At 66.5% G+C, this 18,202-nt stretch carries 18 protein-coding genes; 10 read left to right on the top strand and 8 right to left on the bottom strand.

Annotated elements, in window-relative coordinates:
• The coding region (locus tag ACTJK0_RS10460) for an L-serine ammonia-lyase (RefSeq protein WP_440745105.1) at positions 1 to 874 on the top strand (874 nt) is incomplete at its 5' end.
• A gap of 63 nt (positions 875 to 937) precedes the next feature.
• Here ACTJK0_RS10460 and ACTJK0_RS10465 read toward each other — a convergent pair.
• Positions 938 to 1,480 carry a TspO/MBR family protein gene (locus ACTJK0_RS10465; RefSeq protein WP_440745106.1) on the bottom strand — a complete coding sequence of 181 codons (543 nt, stop codon included), beginning with the start codon at positions 1,478 to 1,480 and terminating at the stop codon, positions 938 to 940.
• 120 nt (positions 1,481 to 1,600) lie between these two features.
• On the opposite strand from ACTJK0_RS10465, the gene ACTJK0_RS10470 reads away from it, so the two are divergent.
• The 3 genes from ACTJK0_RS10470 to ACTJK0_RS10480 all read left to right on the top strand — a co-directional run bounded on the left by ACTJK0_RS10470 (position 1,601) and on the right by ACTJK0_RS10480 (position 5,693).
• Complete coding sequence (locus ACTJK0_RS10470) at positions 1,601 to 2,734, top strand: peptidoglycan bridge formation glycyltransferase FemA/FemB family protein (protein ID WP_110543989.1); 1,134 nt, start codon at positions 1,601 to 1,603, stop codon at positions 2,732 to 2,734.
• Between the two features lie 120 nt (positions 2,735 to 2,854).
• Positions 2,855 to 4,171, top strand: coding sequence for a peptidoglycan bridge formation glycyltransferase FemA/FemB family protein (locus tag ACTJK0_RS10475; RefSeq protein ID WP_440745107.1), 1,317 nt, complete (start codon positions 2,855 to 2,857; stop codon positions 4,169 to 4,171).
• Between the two features lie 34 nt (positions 4,172 to 4,205).
• A complete protein-coding gene (locus ACTJK0_RS10480; protein WP_110543986.1) occupies positions 4,206 to 5,693 on the top strand; it encodes a threonine/serine exporter family protein in 1,488 nt (495 codons plus the stop codon).
• 17 nt (positions 5,694 to 5,710) lie between these two features.
• Here ACTJK0_RS10480 and ACTJK0_RS10485 read toward each other — a convergent pair whose 3' ends face one another.
• Together ACTJK0_RS10485 and ACTJK0_RS10490 are read right to left on the bottom strand one after the other, a co-directional pair.
• On the bottom strand, positions 5,711 to 6,550 hold the full coding sequence (locus tag ACTJK0_RS10485) for a siderophore-interacting protein (protein WP_440745108.1): 840 nt from the start codon (positions 6,548 to 6,550) through the stop codon (positions 5,711 to 5,713).
• Positions 6,551 to 6,564: 14 nt separating this feature from the next.
• Positions 6,565 to 7,335 (bottom strand): uracil-DNA glycosylase, encoded by a 771-nt coding sequence (locus ACTJK0_RS10490; protein WP_440745109.1) that lies wholly within the window; start codon positions 7,333 to 7,335, stop codon positions 6,565 to 6,567.
• A 141-nt stretch (positions 7,336 to 7,476) separates the two neighbouring features.
• Here ACTJK0_RS10490 and ACTJK0_RS10495 point away from each other — a divergent pair, with 141 nt between their 5' ends.
• The 6 genes from ACTJK0_RS10495 (at position 7,477) to ACTJK0_RS10520 (ending at position 13,283) form a co-directional block, all read left to right on the top strand.
• On the top strand, positions 7,477 to 7,806 hold the full coding sequence (locus ACTJK0_RS10495) for a DUF3263 domain-containing protein (protein WP_043451408.1): 330 nt from the start codon (positions 7,477 to 7,479) through the stop codon (positions 7,804 to 7,806).
• Between the two features lie 49 nt (positions 7,807 to 7,855).
• On the top strand, positions 7,856 to 8,497 hold the full coding sequence (locus ACTJK0_RS10500) for a LytR C-terminal domain-containing protein (protein WP_440745110.1): 642 nt from the start codon (positions 7,856 to 7,858) through the stop codon (positions 8,495 to 8,497).
• 162 nt (positions 8,498 to 8,659) lie between these two features.
• Positions 8,660 to 8,866, top strand: a complete 207-nt coding sequence (locus tag ACTJK0_RS10505; RefSeq protein WP_134165653.1) for a cold-shock protein — start codon at positions 8,660 to 8,662, stop codon at positions 8,864 to 8,866.
• A gap of 50 nt (positions 8,867 to 8,916) precedes the next feature.
• Positions 8,917 to 10,173, top strand: coding sequence for an ABC transporter substrate-binding protein (locus ACTJK0_RS10510; RefSeq protein ID WP_440745111.1), 1,257 nt, complete (start codon positions 8,917 to 8,919; stop codon positions 10,171 to 10,173).
• 289 nt (positions 10,174 to 10,462) lie between these two features.
• Positions 10,463 to 12,097 carry a chaperonin GroEL gene (gene groL, locus ACTJK0_RS10515; RefSeq protein ID WP_110543978.1) on the top strand — a complete coding sequence of 545 codons (1,635 nt, stop codon included), beginning with the start codon at positions 10,463 to 10,465 and terminating at the stop codon, positions 12,095 to 12,097.
• Between the two features lie 136 nt (positions 12,098 to 12,233).
• Positions 12,234 to 13,283 carry an RNase H family protein gene (locus tag ACTJK0_RS10520; RefSeq protein WP_440745112.1) on the top strand — a complete coding sequence of 350 codons (1,050 nt, stop codon included), beginning with the start codon at positions 12,234 to 12,236 and terminating at the stop codon, positions 13,281 to 13,283.
• Positions 13,284 to 13,291: 8 nt separating this feature from the next.
• Here ACTJK0_RS10520 and ACTJK0_RS10525 read toward each other — a convergent pair whose 3' ends face one another.
• The 5 genes from ACTJK0_RS10525 to ACTJK0_RS10545 all read right to left on the bottom strand — a co-directional run bounded on the left by ACTJK0_RS10525 (position 13,292) and on the right by ACTJK0_RS10545 (position 18,193).
• Positions 13,292 to 13,579 (bottom strand): WXG100 family type VII secretion target, encoded by a 288-nt coding sequence (locus tag ACTJK0_RS10525; protein WP_440745113.1) that lies wholly within the window; start codon positions 13,577 to 13,579, stop codon positions 13,292 to 13,294.
• Between the two features lie 106 nt (positions 13,580 to 13,685).
• The gene (locus tag ACTJK0_RS10530; RefSeq protein WP_440745114.1) at positions 13,686 to 15,197 is read right to left on the bottom strand and encodes a sensor histidine kinase; all 1,512 of its coding nucleotides are present in this window, start codon (positions 15,195 to 15,197) and stop codon (positions 13,686 to 13,688) included.
• A 2-nt stretch (positions 15,198 to 15,199) separates the two neighbouring features.
• Positions 15,200 to 15,910 (bottom strand): response regulator transcription factor, encoded by a 711-nt coding sequence (locus ACTJK0_RS10535; protein WP_043451424.1) that lies wholly within the window; start codon positions 15,908 to 15,910, stop codon positions 15,200 to 15,202.
• A gap of 73 nt (positions 15,911 to 15,983) precedes the next feature.
• On the bottom strand, positions 15,984 to 16,484 hold the full coding sequence (locus ACTJK0_RS10540) for a DUF427 domain-containing protein (protein WP_440745115.1): 501 nt from the start codon (positions 16,482 to 16,484) through the stop codon (positions 15,984 to 15,986).
• 62 nt (positions 16,485 to 16,546) lie between these two features.
• Positions 16,547 to 18,193, bottom strand: coding sequence for a DNA repair helicase XPB (locus ACTJK0_RS10545; RefSeq protein WP_110543969.1), 1,647 nt, complete (start codon positions 18,191 to 18,193; stop codon positions 16,547 to 16,549).
• Positions 18,194 to 18,202 lie beyond the last annotated feature (9 nt).

Raw genomic sequence — 18,202 nt, forward strand, 5'->3', positions numbered from 1 at the left:
CGAGGAGGAGATCCGGGCCGGGCTGCTGCATATCTGGTCCGTGATGGAGGCGTGCGTGGCCACCTCGCTGAAACGGGACGGGGTGCTGCCGGGCGGGTTGAAGGTCCGCCGCCGCGCCCCGGACTGGTTTGAGCGGTTGAAGAAGGAATGCGCTACCGGCCCGCACGGCAAGGACCGGGGCCAGGACCAGAACAGCGACCCTGCCACCGGCCGGGACGGGGACGGGGATGCGGCGTGGGATGCGGGGCCGTTCGATCAGCGGTATTGGCAGGAGTGGGTTAACTTGGTGGCGTTGGCGGTGAACGAGGAGAACGCCTCCGGCGGCCGGGTGGTCACCGCTCCGACGAACGGGGCGGCCGGGATCATCCCGGCGGTGCTGTTCCATGCCCTGCATTTCGCCCCGGGCATGGAGAACGCGTCCGGCCGGGACCGCCAGGATGTGGTGGTGCGGTTCCTGCTGGCCGCCGGCGCGGTGGGGGTGCTGTACAAGGAACAGGCCTCGATTTCCGGGGCCGAGGTCGGCTGCCAGGGCGAGGTCGGGTCGGCGTCGTCGATGGCCGCTGCGGGTTTGGCGGAGGTGATGGGCGGGTCACCGGCGCAGGTGGAGAACGCCGCGGAAATCGCGATGGAACACAACCTGGGCCTGACCTGTGATCCGATCGGCGGGCTGGTCCAGGTCCCCTGCATCGAGCGGAACGCGATCGCCGCCGCGAAAGCGATCAACGCCGCGAAAATGGCGCTCTGGGGCGACGGCACCCACCGCGTCTCCCTCGACGAAGTCATCATCACCATGCGCGAAACCGGCAAGGACATGAGCGACAAATACAAAGAAACCGCCATGGGCGGCCTCGCCGTCAACGTCGTCGAATGCTGACAACCCGCCCACACAGCAGCGGCACGGCGGCCTGAGCGGACCGGGCGTACACAGTCCCATGCCCTAGTTGTGCACTGCTGCCCACCAGTTCAGGCTCGCAGCGAAGACAAGCCACGAGACATACGGCAGCAGCAGCAGGCCGGCTGTCCGGCTGATGAGGCCGAAGTACATAACCGTCAACGCTACTGCGGCAATCAACGCGAGGATGATGGCCATCCCCAGCCACAGGGCCGCCGTGCCGAGAGATGGATAGAGGGCAAAAAACGCCGGCGTCCAGGCGAGGTTGAGCACCAGTTGGATGGCGTACACGGTCACGGCCCGGCGGGTCATGGCGGTCCGCTGGCGCCAGACCAGCCAGGCGGCTACGGCCATTGCCACATAAAGGACAGTCCAGACCGGTCCGAACACGAAATTGGGCGGGGTCCAAGGGGCCTTGTCCGCCGAGGCATACCAACCGTTGACGTTTGCTGCGGACGCCAGGCCGCCCAGGCCGGCCACCAGCAGGGACGCCACCAGGAACCCGGCAAGGCCCGCCGCCTGGATACCTGCGCTGTAGGGCCGTCCGCTCTTCACGTCCACACTGCCCAGTTCCCGGTCCGGCCTCATACCCCCACCCTTGTTGCTGGCATGAGCCCCGTCAAGGAGGCACCCCACCGGCCGCCGGCGCCATGCCAGGCAGCCCGGGAGAAATGTCCGGGATGGCTGAGGCTTTAGACTTGAGGCTGCATGTCCGCACGCATCCAGAACTACCGAAACCGCGCACACACCCGATTGGACACGGCCCCCTTGCGAGAATTCACCGCACGTTTTGCCACTGCCGAGGAAATTGAGAACTGGGACAAGCACGTCACTGCCAACCCGAACGGCGGCAACATGCTGCAGTCCGCAGCCTATGCATCGGTCAAGAACGGAAGCGGATGGAAAGTCCGGTTCCTGGTGCTGGAAGGCCACGGAACCGCCAGCTACAACCTGGTCCTGGAGAAGTCGTTCCCGGTCCTTGGACGGCTGTGGTACCTCATCAAGGGCCCCGACGTCGCGGACGCAGCGGACCTGGGCCCGGCCCTCGCAGCATGCGCAGCCTTTGTCCGCAGCCAGAAGCTGAATGTCTTCACCATCAAGGTGGAACCGGACATCGTCGACTCGGTAGAAGCCCGGCAGGCACTCAATGCAGCCGGGCTGGTCAAGGCGCCGAACATCCAGTCCAACGACTCCACCGCGCTGCTGGACATCTCAGGACCGGAGGACGAGGTGTTCAAAGCCATCTCCTCCCGTGCACGGAACGCAGTCCGGCGCGCCGAGCGGGAGGGATGCCGGGTGGTCCGGCAGGAGCAGGGACCTGAGACCTACCGGGCCCTGTACGACCTGATGGCTGACACCGTCAACGCCAAGGGCTCCATGCCCCTCCGCAGCTACGAGTACTACGCACGGTTCTGGGACGAGTTCTGCAACCGCGGCCAGGGCAACTTCTTCTTCGTCCACGAAGACGGCAAACCCAGTGTGGGCGCCTTCGTCATCAACTACGGTGCCAAGGCAACGTACAAGGACGGCGGCTCCACCCAGAACCGGAAGCAGTACGGGGACTCGCACCTGGTGCAGTGGACCGCGATCCGCCGGATGCAGGAACTTGGCTGCACAGAGTACGACTTCTGCGGCACCCCGCCCGCTGCCCGTATCAAGGACAAAACCCACAACCTCTACGGCATGGGCATGTTCAAGACCAGCTTCACGAAAACCGTCACTGACTTTGTGGGGTGCCACGACTACGTCCTGTCCCCGCTCCGGCACCGGCTTTGGACCAAGGGTGGAGAAAAAGTGTTCCGCCGGATCGAAACCGCCCGGACCGGCCAGCAGTTCTACTGACCTCCGCCGCCAACTAAACCAATGCGCCTGCCGGCCTGCACCCATGACTGCGGCCCGGGCACGAGTACCGTCCGTCCAGCGCCTGCCCCAGGCCGCGAAGAGCCAGAAGAAGGTAACCCCTTGAATCCAGATTCCGCCGCCGGCGGGCTTGAGTATGCCAACCTCAGTGACGCCGAATTTGAGGCCTTCGCGCTGAAGCACCCCCAAAACTGCTTCCTGCAGTCGATCGACTTTGCCCGCTTCCAGCGCGCCCGCGGCCAGCAGGTGGAGCTCTTCGGAGTGAAACGCGACGGCGAACTCGTGGCCGCAGGCAAGCTCAACTACACCACCACCCGGCTGGGCTACACGGTCTGCGAATGCGCCAAGGGCCCCCTGATGGACTATGCGGACCGGGACCTGGTGGGTGCCGTCGTCGAACTTCTCCGCAAACATGCGGCAGGCCGCAAAGCCGCTGAACTGCGGATCTCGCCCAACCTCCGGTACATCGCGCGGGACGCCGACGGCGCCGAACACCCCGAGATCGAGGACAACAGGCCGCTCGTTGCGGACCTCGAGCGCCTGGGCTTCCGCCACCAGGGCCTGGACATGAACTTCGTCAACGTCAACTGGATGTTCGTCAAGAACCTCGTGGGCATCCAGGACTCCGAAGAACTGATCATGGGCACCAGCTACCGGACCCGGAAAGCCATCCGCAAGGCCGAAAAGAACGGCGTCTTCCTGGAACAGGCCACCCTGGAAACCCTGGATGACTTCTACGGCGCGCTGAGCCGGGCCGGGGACGAAAAAGGCTTCGTCTACCGTGAACGCGCCTACTACGAGCACCTGCTGGGCACCACCTCCGCCGAATTCACCAAGCTGATGATGGCCAAGATCGACATCCCGGCGTACCGCAAATCAATCACCGAACGCCTGGCCGCGGAATCAGCCGCCGCAGCCGACCTCCGGCGTGAAGTCGAGGAGACCGGCAGCAAGAAGAAAGCCAACCGGCTCAAGGTGGTCCAGGACCTGGTGGACAGCTACGAGCGGAGCCTGAAGGACATCGAAAGGTTCCCCGATTCCGTGGGAACCGCCACCGTGGCTGCCATCCATTTTGTCTGCTACGGCGACGAGGTGGTCTGCGTCATCGGCGGCACCGTCCAGGACTACATCTACTTCAACGGCGCAACCTCCCTCTACTGGGGCATGATGCTGCACGCCCTCGAGAAGGGGTACCCCCGGTACAACTTCTACGGCACCTTCGGCATCTCCGGGCAGGACGAGGAAGGACACGGCGGCTACGAATTCAAGAAGGGATTCGGCGGCGAGGTGGTCCAGCTGGTGGGGGACTTCGTCCTCCCGGTACGGCCCGCCGTGTTCCACGCCAACCGGCTCGCCAGGTCCGCGGCCGGAGCCGCCCGCACGCTGCTGGGCAAGCTGCCGCTGAAGCGTGCAGCCTGACCGTCCATAAACCGCACACAGGGAGGAAGCGGGCATGACTGACCGGCCTGAACGGCCAGGGTCCAGGCCGAAGACTGACGGCCTGCCCAGGACTGAACCGCTGACTCCTGCGCAGCTCCGGCAGGACGCTGCCGCCAGGAGAATGCTCCGCCGCCTGGTCCAGGGGGAGAATCCGCCCACGGCGCCCTTAAGCATCGTGGACCGGCTCGCCGGCAGTCCTTACGCCAACCCCACCATCCAGGTGGGCGGCGTGGACACCTCGGCCCGGAAGACCCTTGACTTCGCCCTGCACCTGGCCGAAACGATGTTCCGCTACGGCGCCGGCGCCCTTGAAGTGGAAACCAGCATCATTGCCGTCACCGCGGCGCTGGGCCTGAAGAACATCGAGGTCGACATCACCAACCAGTCTGTGGGGATCAACTATGCCCCCAAGGACCAGACCCCCATCGCGCTGCTGCGCGTGGTGCGGTCCTGGACCAACAACTATGCCGGCCTGGCCAAGGTCCACCAGCTGGTCACCGACATAGTGGCCGGCGGCGTGGGGCGCGATGAGGCGATCCGCCGGCTCAACGAAGCGATCACCAGTCCCAAACCGTATCCGCGCTGGATGGTGACGGCGGCGTTCGGTGTTTTCGCCGCCGTGTTCGTCGGGGTGCTGGGCGGAGGGCCTGTGTCCTCGGTGGTCGCCTTCGTGGCAAACATCGGCATCAGCCTGCTGGCCCGGCAGCTGGGACGCTGGCGCGTCCCGGACTTCTTCATCACCGCGAGCTGCTCGTTCGTGGTCACCATGCTGGCCCTGTTGCTCTGGCAGTTCGGTCTCACCGCCTCACCGTCGATCGTGGTGGTGGGCGGCATCCTGCTGCTCCTTCCCACCGGCCGGCTGGTTTCCTCCGTGCAGGATGCCATCAACGGCTTCCCGGTGACGGCCGCTGGGCGGTTCCTCTCCACGCTGCTGACCTTCGGCGCCATCGTTGCCGGCATCGCCGTGGCCTTCGTCGTGGGGGAGCTGACCGGCCTGGAGCGCATCGACGTCACGCAGACCTTCCCGCCCGCCTACGATCTGTGGGTCCTCATCGTCTTTGTGGCCGCCGCGGTGATGGCCATCGGCATCACGGAGCAGACCACCTGGAAGCTGCTCCTGCCCACGGCCGGGGTTGGCGTGGCTGGCTACCTGGTGCTGCTCGGCTGCGGCGTGCTGGGCATCGGGGACCGCTTCGCCCCCGCCATCGCCGCCGTGGTCATCGGCCTCCTGGCGCGGGTGGTGGCCCTGCGGATGGGGGCGCCGCAGCTTGTTGTGGCTGTTCCCGCGGCCCTGATCCTGCTGCCCGGGCTCACAATATTCCGGTCCATGTACGTGCTCACCGTAGAAGAGTCGGAAATCCTTGCCGGCGCAGGCGGCATGCTGAACGCCGGGGCCATCGTGCTGGGTACGGCAGCCGGCATCGTCCTGGGCGACGTGCTCGCCCGGCCGCTGACCCGCAGCCTGGCGAGCAACGAGCGGCGCCGGGCGCGCCGCCGGTAGCGTGTGCGGCGGGCGGCCTAGATCTGGCCGACCGGCAGTTTCTTCTCGGCCTGGAAGACGTCCTCCACCCGGCCCTGCGCCCAGTAGCCGGACAGCGAGACCTGCCGGCGTTCCAGTCCGCGCTGCTTGAAGAGGACCTCGCGCAGCGCCTTCATGTAACCGCGCTCGCCGTGCGCAAAGACATCCACGGACCCGCCGGGCCAGTCCGCATCCGCGACCGCCTTGATCAACAGGTCGCTGGACCCTGCGGGGACGCCGTTGCGCGGCAGCCAGGTGACATCCAGCCCTGCGGGAGCGGAAATAGGCTGGACGTCGGCCTCGGACCCGACCTCCAGGAAAGCCATCCCCGCAGCTTCCGGCGGCAGTGCCTCGATGCATGCGGCGATGGCCGGGAGCGCTGCCTCGTCGCCGGCAAAGAGGTACCAGTCCGCTTCCGGGTTGGGGTTGTAGGCGCCGCCGGGACCCGTGAAGGTGAGGGTGTCGCCAGGCTCTGCCCTGGCCGCCCACGGGCCCGCCAGGCCTTCGTCGCCGTGGACCACGAAGTCAATGGCCAGTTCCTGCGCCTGAGGGTCAACCCAGCGCAGGGTGTAGGTGCGGGTGAACGGCCACTGGTCACGGGGCATGGTTTCCCTGATTTCCCACAGATCCAGGGGCGAGGGGTACTCGACGCCGGGCTGGGGGAAGACAATCTTTACGTACCGGTCCACGAACCCGTTGTTGGTGAAGTCCCGGAAGCCGTCCCCGCCTGCCACGATCCGGACCATGTGCGGCGTCAGCTGTTCCTTGCGCAGGACGGTCAGGTTGACCTGCGGGCGGCTCTTCTTGGTTGCGCTGGTGGCGGCGGGAACGGTGCTCATAAGGCAAGCCTAAGCTAGGGCGACGGCGGGAGTTCCCAGGTTACGTCCATTGCCCCCTGGTCCCGCAGCAGCTGGTTCACGCGGCTGAACGGCCGGGAGCCAAAGAAGCCGCGGGAGGCGGACAGGGGGCTGGGATGGGCGCTGGTGACAGCGGGGACGCCGGCCAGGAGCGGCCGGACGCCCTCAGCCTCCTTGCCCCACAACACGGCCACCAGCGGCAGTCTGGTTCCGTCCGCTGCGGTGCGGGCCGCCAGCGCGGTGACTGCCGCCGTCGTAATCCCCTCCCAGCCCTTGCCCCGGTGCGAACCGGCAGCTCCGGCACGGACCGTGAGCACGCGGTTCAGCAGCAGCACGCCCTGCTCCGTCCAGGCTGACAGGTCGCCGTGTACGCGCGGCGGAATGCCCAGGTCTGCCTCCAGCTCGCGGTAGATGTTGGCCAGGCTGCGGGGGATGGGCCGGACGTGCGGGTCGACGGAAAAGGACAGTCCAACGGCGTGGCCGGGCGTGGGGTAGGGGTCCTGCCCGACGATGAGGACCTTCACGTCTGCCAGGGGCTGGCGGAAAGCGCGCAGGACGTTCGACGGCGAGGGCAGGAGCTGGTGCCCGGCCGCCTCTTCCGCGGCCAGGAAGGCCAGCACCTTCCGGAGCTGGCCTTCAACGTCCTGCAGCGCGTCGGCCCAGTCCGGGGACATGAGGTCGGCCAGCGGCAGGCCGGCCAGGTCAGCGAAGCGGAGGGCGTCCGCGGGGTCCTGCTGCAGCTCGAACAGCGCATCCGATTCAAACATCGTTCCATTCTTGCAGGACCCTCCCGCAGGCCGGCCGGGGAAGCCGGGCGGCGGCGTGCGGCAAGGTGCGAATGACACCAGTGTTATTCGGCCGCTAGCATAGGGGTAAGACATTTACCGTAACCAGCGAAGGAGTGTGCCGTGGCGGAACCGGCGCGGGAACACCTGCCGGAGCAGGATCCACGGAAACCCCTCCTGGCGGATTTCGCCCTCCGTGAGTCCTCCCTCTCGGAGCGGGAGCAGCAGATGCTGGCCCTGGAACGGCAGTGGTGGAAGTACGCAGGGGCCAAGGAACAGGCCATCCGGGAGCTCTTCGATCTCTCCGCGACCCACTACTACCAGCTCCTCAACGCGCTGATCGACCGCGAGGATGCGCTGGCCCACGATCCCATGCTGGTCAAGAGATTGCGTAGACTACGTACGTCGCGCCACCGTGCGCGCACCGCCCGCCGCCTGGGATCCGACGCTTAGGACGCTCCGGCGGGACAACAGCCACACTCTACAAGGATGTCCTTCCACCATGACCCGATACGCCCGCGATGAATTCGACAAGGTCCCCGAGGCCGCGTCGCGACAAGGTGTCCACCGGACGGCCACGGCCCCGTCCCGCGTGCGGCTCTGGCCCATCCTCGCGGTAGGCGTGGCGGCCCTGGCCATCGGGCTGGTGTCTTTCCTGATCCTTCCCAAACTTGGTTTCAGCGCTGCTGCGAGCCAGGCATCGGCCAGTGTGGAGTCAACCCCGCTGGCCGGAACAGGATCCACGCCGCAGGCAACACAGGCTCCCTCCACAGCTCCCGTCTCCCCGGCGCCCTCAGCAGCTGCCGGGCCAACCCAAAGCAACAGCGCCGAGCCTGAGCCCACTGCATCTGCCACCCAGCCGGCCGCCGTCGACCGGACCCAGCCGGTGGCGGTCTATAACGCCGCGGGAACGGCAGGGCTGGCCGGCCGCGTGGGCGGGATGGTCCAGGCTGACGGCTGGCGGCTGGGCCAGGTGGGCAACTGGTCCGGTGCTCCGCAAAAATCTTCCGTGGTCTTCTACGCCGGCCCCCAGCAGCTGGCAAGCGCACAGGAGCTCGCAGCGCTGCTGAACATCCCCACCGTGGTCAACAGCACCGAGTTCCAGGTTCCGCTCGTAGTGGTACTGGGCCCCGGATACCGGTAGCGGCTGCCCTTCCCGTTACGCCTGGATAACGTTCCGGGCTCCAGGCGACCGCCGCCCGCAGCCCCTGGCGGGCATTGGCTAGAGTGGGTGCCAGGCCACGGCCGGCCGCGGTTTCCGCAGGCGGTGGGCCCACCCGGCATCCAACGGAAAGAGTTGTTCATCATGGCACTGGGAACCGTCAAATGGTTCAACGCTGAAAAAGGCTACGGCTTCATCACCGTTGACGGCTCCGGCGATGACGTCTTTGTCCACTGGTCCGCGATCCAGGGGGAAGGCTACCGGGCCCTGGACGAGGGCCAGCGGGTGCAGCTGGAAGTTGGCGAGGGCGAAAAAGGTCCGCAGGCAGAAAACGTCCGGCCCGCCCAGTGATGCCGTTTTCCCGTTCCCACTCTTCCTGTTTCCCCGGCAGCCGTTCCGCCGTGCACCCTTCCCCACTCCGCGCCGGTGCTGCGCTGGCCGTGATCCTGGGAACGGTTCTCCTTGCCACAGGGTGCTCCGGCGCTGGTGGCAATGCCAGGGTGGAAGCCGTTGAGGCATCCGGTGACGGTGTCCTTCGGGTGGGCCTGATCCTGGACAACACCGGCGACGCGGCCTTCCTCAATGCACCGCAGTTGGCCGCCGCGAAGGCCGCCGTCGAGGACATCAACGCCGCCGGCGGGCATAAGGGCCGGCCGGTGGAGTTGCTTCCAGTGCATCCGGGGGAGGAGGCCGCAGCCCAGGCAAAGGACCTGCTGGCCGCCAAAGCGGACGTGGCCATTGGACCCACGGATTCCAGCCACGCTGCCCCCGCCATCGAGGTGCTGTCCCCGGCCCGCGTACCGCTAATCTCGCCGGCCAACACCGCGGCCGCCCTCTCCGGGATAGCCAGCGGCGGCTACTATTTCCGGACCGCGGCAGCCGATGTGGCACAGGGACCGGTACTTGCCAAACTCGCCAAGGACGCAGGGGCAGCGACCATCAGCGTGCTGTACCAGGAAGGGTCGTACGGCAAGGACCTGTCGGCCGCCGTTGCGGAGGCGGCGCAAAAGTCCGGACTCACGGTCCTCCCCGCCACAGCTTTCAAGCCCGGCGATTCTGCTTCAGCCGCACGCTCTGCCGTCAAGGCAAAGCCGGACGCGGTGGTCCTGGTCGCGCGGGAGGGTGCGCAGGCGGCACTGGCCGAGCTGAACAACGCCGGCCTGGCCGGTTCACGCCTCATACTCAGTGACGGTGCCTTTGCCCGCTACGGATCCGGACTGCCTCCCCGGGCCCTGGAGGGTGCCCGGGCACTGGTTCCGGGCCAGCTTCCCTCTGCCGCGCTGCAGGGAAAACTGCTGAAGATGGACCCGAGCCTGAAGGACGTTTCATACGCCGCCGAAACCTATGACGCCGTGACACTCGCGGCCTTGGCCGCCGCCCGCGCCCAGGACGACGCCGGGCGCTCCATCGCCGCCAACCTGATTGCGGTCTCCGGCGGATCGGCGGGCGCGGGAGCGGCCGCCGCACCCTGCCTGGGCTACAAGGCATGCCTTGGCGGCCTGGCCGCCGGCCCGGACATCAACTACGACGGCGAATCGGGCCCGGTTGCCTTCGATTCCAATGGGGACATCACCTCAGCCGTGTTCTCCGTGTTCAGCTACGGACAGGACAACAACCCCAGCCCCACTGGCCGGGAGGTTGCCGGCCGCACCGGCTGATCGCCCTGGGCGAAGCGATTGCTCCGGGCGCCCGTCCCGTGTCATTTCGCTTGCACTCTCACCTGGGGAGTGCTAATTATTGAGTTAGCACTCTGACGTACCGACTGCTAAAGCAAAGCTGGTTTCCGCCGGCCGCGCGCGGCACCGGTCGAGGAGCGAAAGAAACACCTTACTTCAGTGAGATCCGCATCCGGAGGCATACAGAGGCCGCCGGGTAAAGGATCGTCCGTCGCGGGCACTGCAGCGAAGGTTCATTCTTAACGACTGTCCCGAAAGGACTACTGCCGTTATGGCCAAGATCATTGCATTTGATGAAGAGGCACGCCGCGGCCTTGAGCGTGGCCTGAACACCCTCGCCGACGCCGTTAAGGTCACCCTCGGCCCGCGTGGACGCAACGTCGTCCTCGAAAAGAAGTGGGGCGCCCCCACGATCACCAACGATGGTGTTTCCATCGCCAAGGAGATCGAGCTGGACGATCCCTACGAGAAGATCGGCGCAGAGCTGGTCAAAGAAGTTGCCAAGAAGACCGACGATGTGGCCGGCGACGGCACCACCACGGCCACCGTTCTGGCACAGGCCCTGGTCAAGGAAGGCCTGCGCAACGTTGCCGCCGGCGCCGACCCGCTGTCCCTCAAGCGCGGCATCGAGAAGGCCGTTGAGGCCGTCACCGCCGAACTGCTGAACTCCGCCAAGGAAATCGAAACCAAGGAAGAGATCGCGGCCACCGCCTCCATCTCCGCCGGTGACGACGAAATTGGTGCCCTCATCGCCGAAGCACTGGACAAGGTGGGCAAGGAAGGCGTCATCACGGTCGAGGAGTCCAACACCTTCGGCCTGGAGCTCGAGCTCACCGAAGGCATGCGCTTCGACAAGGGCTACATCTCCGCCTACTTCGTCACGGACGCAGAGCGCCAGGAAACGGTCCTTGAGGATCCGTACATCCTGATCGTCAACTCCAAGATCTCCAACGTCAAGGAACTGGTTGCTGTCCTGGAGAAGGTCATGCAGTCCAACAAGCCGCTGCTGATCATCGCCGAAGACATCGAGGGCGAGGCCCTGGCCACCCTGATCGTCAACAAGATCCGCGGCACCTTCAAGTCCGTTGCCGTCAAGGCCCCGGGCTTCGGTGACCGCCGCAAGGCCCAGCTCGCCGACATCGCCGTCCTCACCGGCGGCCAGGTCATCTCGGAGGAAGTTGGACTCAAGCTGGAGAACGCCGGCCTTGAGCTCCTGGGCCAGGCCCGCAAGGTTGTTGTCACCAAGGACGAGACCACCATCGTCGAAGGTGCAGGCGACGCCGACCAGATCGCCGGCCGCGTTTCCCAGATCCGCGCCGAAATCGAAAACTCCGACTCCGACTACGACCGTGAGAAGCTGCAGGAGCGCCTGGCCAAGCTGGCCGGCGGCGTTGCAGTCATCAAGGCCGGTGCTGCCACCGAGGTGGAGCTCAAGGAGCGCAAGCACCGCATCGAGGACGCAGTCCGCAACGCGAAGGCTGCAGTTGAAGAAGGCATCGTCGCCGGTGGCGGCGTGGCCCTGATCCAGGCCGGTGCCAAGGCATTCGCCAACCTTCAGCTGTCCGGCGACGAAGCAACCGGCGCCAACATCGTCCGCGTTGCCATCGACGCCCCGCTGAAGCAGATCGCCTTCAACGCCGGCCTCGAGCCCGGCGTGGTCGTCGACAAGGTCCGCGGCCTGCCCGCAGGCCACGGCCTGAACGCAGCAACCGGTGAGTACACCGACCTGCTGGCCGCCGGCGTCAACGACCCCGTAAAGGTCACCCGCTCCGCCCTGCAGAACGCGGCATCCATCGCCGGCCTGTTCCTCACCACCGAGGCAGTAGTTGCTGACAAGCCTGAGAAGGCTGCAGCCCCTGCCGGTGGCGACGACATGGGCGGCATGGGCGGCATGGGCGGCTTCTAAGCCTCCCGGCCGGGACCAGTTCCGCCAGCTACGAAAATGCGGCCCCCTCGCAGGAGGGGGCCGCATTTTTTGTGTCCGACCGGCCTGCCTTGCGTCCCCGCACCCCTTTGTCAGCCGCTTCTGGCAGGATGGATCAGTGACGATTACTGCAGCGGCTGACGGTTCGGCCTTGGGAAACCCCGGCCCGGCCGGCTGGGCCTGGTATGTGAACGATGAGTGCTGGCGCGCAGGCGGCTGGCCGCACGGGACCAACAACCAGGGGGAGCTGATGGCTGTCCTTGACCTGTTGCGTGCCACGGCGCACCTGCCGGGCGAGGACCTGCGGATTCTGTGCGACAGCCAGTACGTGATCAACTCGATTACCAAGTGGATGCCGGGCTGGAAGCGCAAAGGCTGGCGCAAGGCGGACGGCAAACCGGTCTTGAACGTGGAGCTGCTGAAGGAACTCGACCGCGAACTGGCCGGCCGGACCTACACATTCGAATGGGTCAAAGGCCACGCCGGCCACGAACTCAACGAGGCCGCCGATGAACGGGCGCGGGCAGCCGCCACGGCTTACCAGCAGGGAGTGGCGGCACGCTCGGGTCCCGGATTCCCCGGCGCGCACCAGCACCTTGCCGCCAGCCAGCCTGCAACGCTGGACGTCCCGGCTGCCGGGGCCGCCCGCCCGGCTGCCGGGCCCGACCGCGCGGCTGCAGTGATGGGTGGAAACCCTGGAGGGGCCGGAAGCAGCAGGGCCCGCGCCGCCGCCGGACCGGCCCAGGCCTACGACGAACCCGACCTGTTCAGTGAATTCGATGCTGACGACCTTGAGGTGGCCGAGGCAGCGCAACACACCGGCTCCATCCCGCCCGAGGCTCTGGTGGAAGAGCTCGAACGTGAGCTGCTCGGTCCGCTGGTCCGCGGGGACATCGGCCGGACGGCTGTGCTGCTCCACCCGGACTTCATGGAGATCGGCAGCTCCGGACGGGTCTGGACCCGGGACGCCATGATGATGGCGCTCGAGGAGGACCCCGGTGAACGGACCGACATCGAAATCCTCGGCGCCGACCGCGTTGGCGCCGGCGCGGTCCTGCTGACGTACCGAAGCTTTGCGCGCTCCGGCACCACCCTGCGCAGCTCCCTGTGGGTCCTGGACGGTGACCGGTGGCGGCTGCGGTTCCATCAGGGCACGCGGGAGGCATAGGCCAAGGGTCAGCTGAAGCGCTGCGTGTTGCCCTGCTCCGCTTGGGCATATGTGGCAGCGGCCGAGGCGAGGGCGGCATTGATGGAGGCCAATGATGCCTCCACCCGGCCCTGCGTGATGGTCCACTCGGTGATGAGCGCCTGGAAGTTGGTGGCCGCAGAACCCCGCCACGAGCCCTGCAGCTCATCCAGGCCGCGCTTCATGGCGTGGACGTCGGCGCTGATGCGGTCCACGGTGGACTGGACGTTGGCAGACTTCAGCTGCAGTAATTCGGTGTCGACGGAAATGATGCTCATGGCTGTGCCTTTCGGTACGGCGGGCGGGACCCGCCCCGCTCCCGGCAGTTCCGGGCTGCTTCAAGGAGCCTATGGAGCGAGGGCGTGCCCCGGCCATGCGTGGCGGCTATATGTGGATAACGGACCCGTCGCTGCCCTTGACTCCCGCAGTGCTGCCGGAGGCCGCTTCCTGTCCATCCCCGGCGTCGGCCGCTAAGGCGTCTTCCCGCCGTGGAAGGCTGACCACCAGGGTCGCCCCGCCGCCGTCGGTCTTTTCCACCCGCACGGTCCCGCCATGGGACCCGACTATTGCCGCCACGATGGCCAGCCCCAGGCCGCTGCCGCCGGTCTCCCTGGTGCGCGAGGTGTCCGCCCGGTAGAAGCGCTCAAACACCTTGGCCGCGTCCTCATCGGAAATGCCGGGCCCGTGGTCGCGTACTTCGATGACCGAGCGCCCGCCGGCGTCAGTCGTGCGGACGCCCACCGCGAGCTCGATCGGGCTGCCCTCAGGCGTGTAGCGCAACGCGTTGCCCACCAGGTTGCCCACCACCTGGCGCAGCTTGGCCTCATCACCGAGGACGGGCGCGGGTCCTGCCGGTCCGCCGTCGAGCCCCGTCAACGAGATGACCCTTGAACGGTCACTGGCCTGGGTGTCCACTACGGCGTCGTGGGCAATCAGCTGAAGGTCCACCGGTTTCTGCTGCAGGGGCCGCTGCTCATCCAGGCGGGCCAGCAGCAGCAGGTCCTCCACCATCGAACCCATGCGCTTTGCTTCGCTTTCGATCCGGCCCATGGCCGTGGCCACGTCCTCCTCGGTGGAGAGGGCGCCGTGGCGGTAGAGCTCGGAGAAGCCCCGGATGGTCACCAGGGGAGTGCGCAGCTCGTGCGATGCGTCAGCGGCGAAGCGTCGCATCCTCGCCTCGGACGCGGTCCGGGCCGCGAAAGCCGTCTCGATGTGGGCGAGCATGGCGTTAAGGGAACTGCTCAACCGTCCCAGCTCACTGGCCGGATTTTCAACCTCCACGCGGCGCGAGAGGTCACCCGCGGCGATGGCCGCTGCTGTTTTTTCGACCCGCGCAAGCGGCCGGAAGGAACGCGACACCGTCCAGCTGGCAATCAGCGAAGCGAGCAGCAGGGTCAGCAGCCCCACCCCCGTCACCACCACGGTGGCATGCTTGAGGACGTCGTCAACGCTTTCCAGGGGCAGCCCAATGACCACAACCGCCGTTGTTTGGCCGTTCTGGACCGTCACGGCCACCACCCGCCAGTTCTCCCCGTCCGTCCCCCGCACTTGGAAAGGGGCCAGCCCGCGCGCCTGGGCCTGCTCCACGGTGATGGCACTGATGTCCGGATGGTCGTCCGGGTCCCCGCCGAAGGTCAACGGCTGCTCACCCGGGGCGAAGAGCATCAGCGAATAGTCGGTGGGAACCGGGCTGGGTGCCTGCAGCTGGGTGAAGGAGCGCTGCTTCCGCGCAGAGTCGACGGCGGCGTTCAGCTTGTCATCCACCTGTCCCTGGAGATAGCTGTGCAGGAGCGTCAATGTAACGGCACCCGTCACGGTCAGGGCCACGATCAGCAGGGCCATGATCATGGCCACCAGCTGCGACCTGAGCGAGGCCGACTTCCACCGTTTGAGCAAGGTCAGCGCTTTTCAGCCGTCCGCAGCACATAGCCGACGCCGCGCTTGGTCTGGATCAGGGCCGGCGCTTCGGGATCGATATCCACTTTGCGCCGGAGGTAGGAGATGTAGGACTCCACGATGGACGCGTCACCATTGAAGTTGTACTCCCAGACGTGGTCCAGGATCTGCGATTTGGACAGCACCCGGTTGGGGTTGAGCATGAGGTACCGCAGCAGCTTGAACTCCGTGGGGGAGAGCTCGATCACGGTGCCTCCGCGGCGAACCTCGTGCGCGTCGTCGTCGAGTTCGAGGTCGTCCACGCGGATGATGGCATCGTCATCGAGCATCGGCTGCGTGCGGCGGAGCACGGCCCGGATGCGGGCCACCACTTCGTCGAGGCTGAAGGGTTTGGTGACGTAGTCGTCGCCCCCCACGGTCAGGCCCGTGACTTTATCCTCGGTGTCATCCTTTGCAGTCAGGAAAAGGACGGGGAAGTGCTTTCCGGAGGCACGGAGCCGCCGCGTCACGGTGAAGCCGTCCATGTCCGGAAGCATGACGTCAAGCACCGCCAGATCGGGGGCGTGGGTGTCCGCAGCGGCGAGAGCATCGCGTCCATTGGCTGCAGACACTACCTCGAAGCCAGCGAACCGCAATGACGTGGAGAGGAGCTCGCGGATGTTGGGTTCATCATCGACGACGAGCAGCCTGGCTTCTGGACCGTTCTTGTTCATGCTCCCATCATGCTCCCAGTCTCTGGGAGTTGTCTGGATATTCGTTGTGAGCATGATGATGGGCGGCTTGTGATTACCAGTCCATGGTTCCCGGTTCGCCCTTGAAGGGCCCCGCCACTTTGCTGGTGATCCAGCCGCCGTAGAAGCGGCCCGGTTGGGCAACCACCCGCTCCCCATCCACTTCGCAGTAATCCATCCGGCCCGGGTACACGGCCACCCGGCCCGCCAGGGCCTCGAAGCCCGACGCCGGTTCCGGGTAGGACCACGCGGCGCTCTCAGCTTCCTTCCCGCCGCCGCGGACTGTCAGGTACTTGGCAGCACCCTTGAATTCGCAGAAACTGCTGCCTGCGGCCGGCTCCAGCGCCCCGGGGAGGAAGGCTTCCTGCGGGACGTAATACACCGGCGGATGGCTGGTCTCCAGGACTCGGAGCGAATCAGTGGTGTCAAGGATCAGCTCTCCGCCCAGGATGATCCGGATGCGCTCGGTGCTCGGTTCGATCCGCGGTGGCCGGGGATAGTCCCACACCGACTCCTGCCCGGGGCCGGGTACGTCTGGAACAATTCGTGGACTCATGTCTCCAGTGTGCGTCCCGCCCCGGCGTTTCGCACCCGGGAACGCAATGTGCTGCAAGAGGATTACTCCGCGGCCTGCACGTCCTTGGCATCCATGATCCGGTAGGCGTATCCCTGCTCGGCGAGGAACCGCTGCCGCTTGGCGGCGAATTCCTGGTCCAGGGTGTCACGCGCCACCAGCGAGTAGAAGCGCGCGGCCCGGCCGTCCTTCTTGGGCCGCAGGAGCCGTCCCAGCCGCTGGGCCTCCTCCTGCCGGGACCCGAAGGAGCCAGAGACCTGGATGGCCACCGAAGCCTCCGGAAGGTCGATGGAGAAGTTGGCCACCTTGGACACCACAAGGGTCTGCAGCTCGCCCGCGCGGAATTGGTCAAAGAGCTTCTGCCGTACCTTGACGGAGGTGTCGCCCTTGATCACCGGAGCCTCCAGGCGCTCGCCGAGCTCGTCCAGCTGGTCGATGTACTGGCCGATCACCAGCAGCTGTTCACCCGCATGCCGGGCCACCAGCTGTTCCACGACCTGCGTCTTGGACTCCGAAGTGGCGCACAACCGGTACTTGTCGGCGTCGTCGGCCATCGCATAGGCAACCCGCTCATCCTTGGGTAGGTCCACGCGGACTTCCACGCAGTCAGCGGGCGCAATGTAGCCCTGGGACTCGATGTCCTTCCACGGCGCGTCATAGCGCTTGGGGCCGATCAGGCTGAACACTTCGCCCTCGCGGCCGTCTTCGCGGACCAGCGTGGCGGTAAGCCCAAGGCGGCGCCGGGCCTGCAGGTCCGCCGTCATCCTGAAGATCGGGGCCGGCAGGAGGTGTACCTCGTCGTAAATGATCAGCCCCCAGTCGTGGCCGTCCACCAGCTCCAGGTGCGGGTAGATGCCGCCGCGCTTGGTGGTGAGTACCTGGTAGGTGGCGATGGTCACCGGCCGGACCTCCTTGAGGGCGCCGGAATATTCGCCTATTTCCTCCTCCGTGAGGGACGTCCGCCGCAGCAGCTCGTCTTTCCACTGCCGCGCGGCCACCGTGTTGGTGACCAGGATCAGCGTGGTGGTGGAACCGGTGGCCATTGCTGCAGCCCCAACCAGGGTCTTGCCCGCGCCGCAGGGCAGCACCACAACGCCACTGCCGCCCGCCCAGAAGTTTTCACTCGCCAGCCGCTGGTACGGCCGGAGCTTCCAGCCGTCCTCGTTGAGGGAGATCAGGTGCGGGGTTCCGTCCACATAGCCGGCCAGGTCCTCCGCCGGCCAGCCGAGCTTCAGCAGCAGCTGCTTGAGCTGCCCCCGCTGGGAGGCGTGCACCACCACCGTCTCACCGTCGATCCGTGGACCCAGCAGCGGCGCGATCTTTTTGGCACGGATGACTTCCTCCAGGACAGGGTAGTCATCCGTCCGCATGACCAGGCCGTGCCGCGGATCCTTCTCCAGGCGCAGCCTGCCGTACCGGGACATGGTTTCTTCGATGTCGATCAGCAGGGAATGGGGCACGGGGAAGCGGGAGTACTTCAGCAGCGCATCCAGCACCTTTTCGGCGTCAAGTCCTGCGGCCCTCGCATTCCACAGCCCCAACGGCGTCAACCGGTAGCTGTGCATGTGCTCCGGCGCACGCTCGAGTTCTGCGAACGGGGCAATGGCGTGCCGGGCCTCGGTGGCCAGCTCGTGGTCCACCTCGAGGAGGATGGTCTTATCGCTTTGGACGATCAGGGGGCCGTCGGTCACGGAGTGGAT

This window comes from Paenarthrobacter sp. 22069 (assembly GCF_052046035.1).
Classification (GTDB): Bacteria; Actinomycetota; Actinomycetes; order Actinomycetales; family Micrococcaceae; genus Arthrobacter.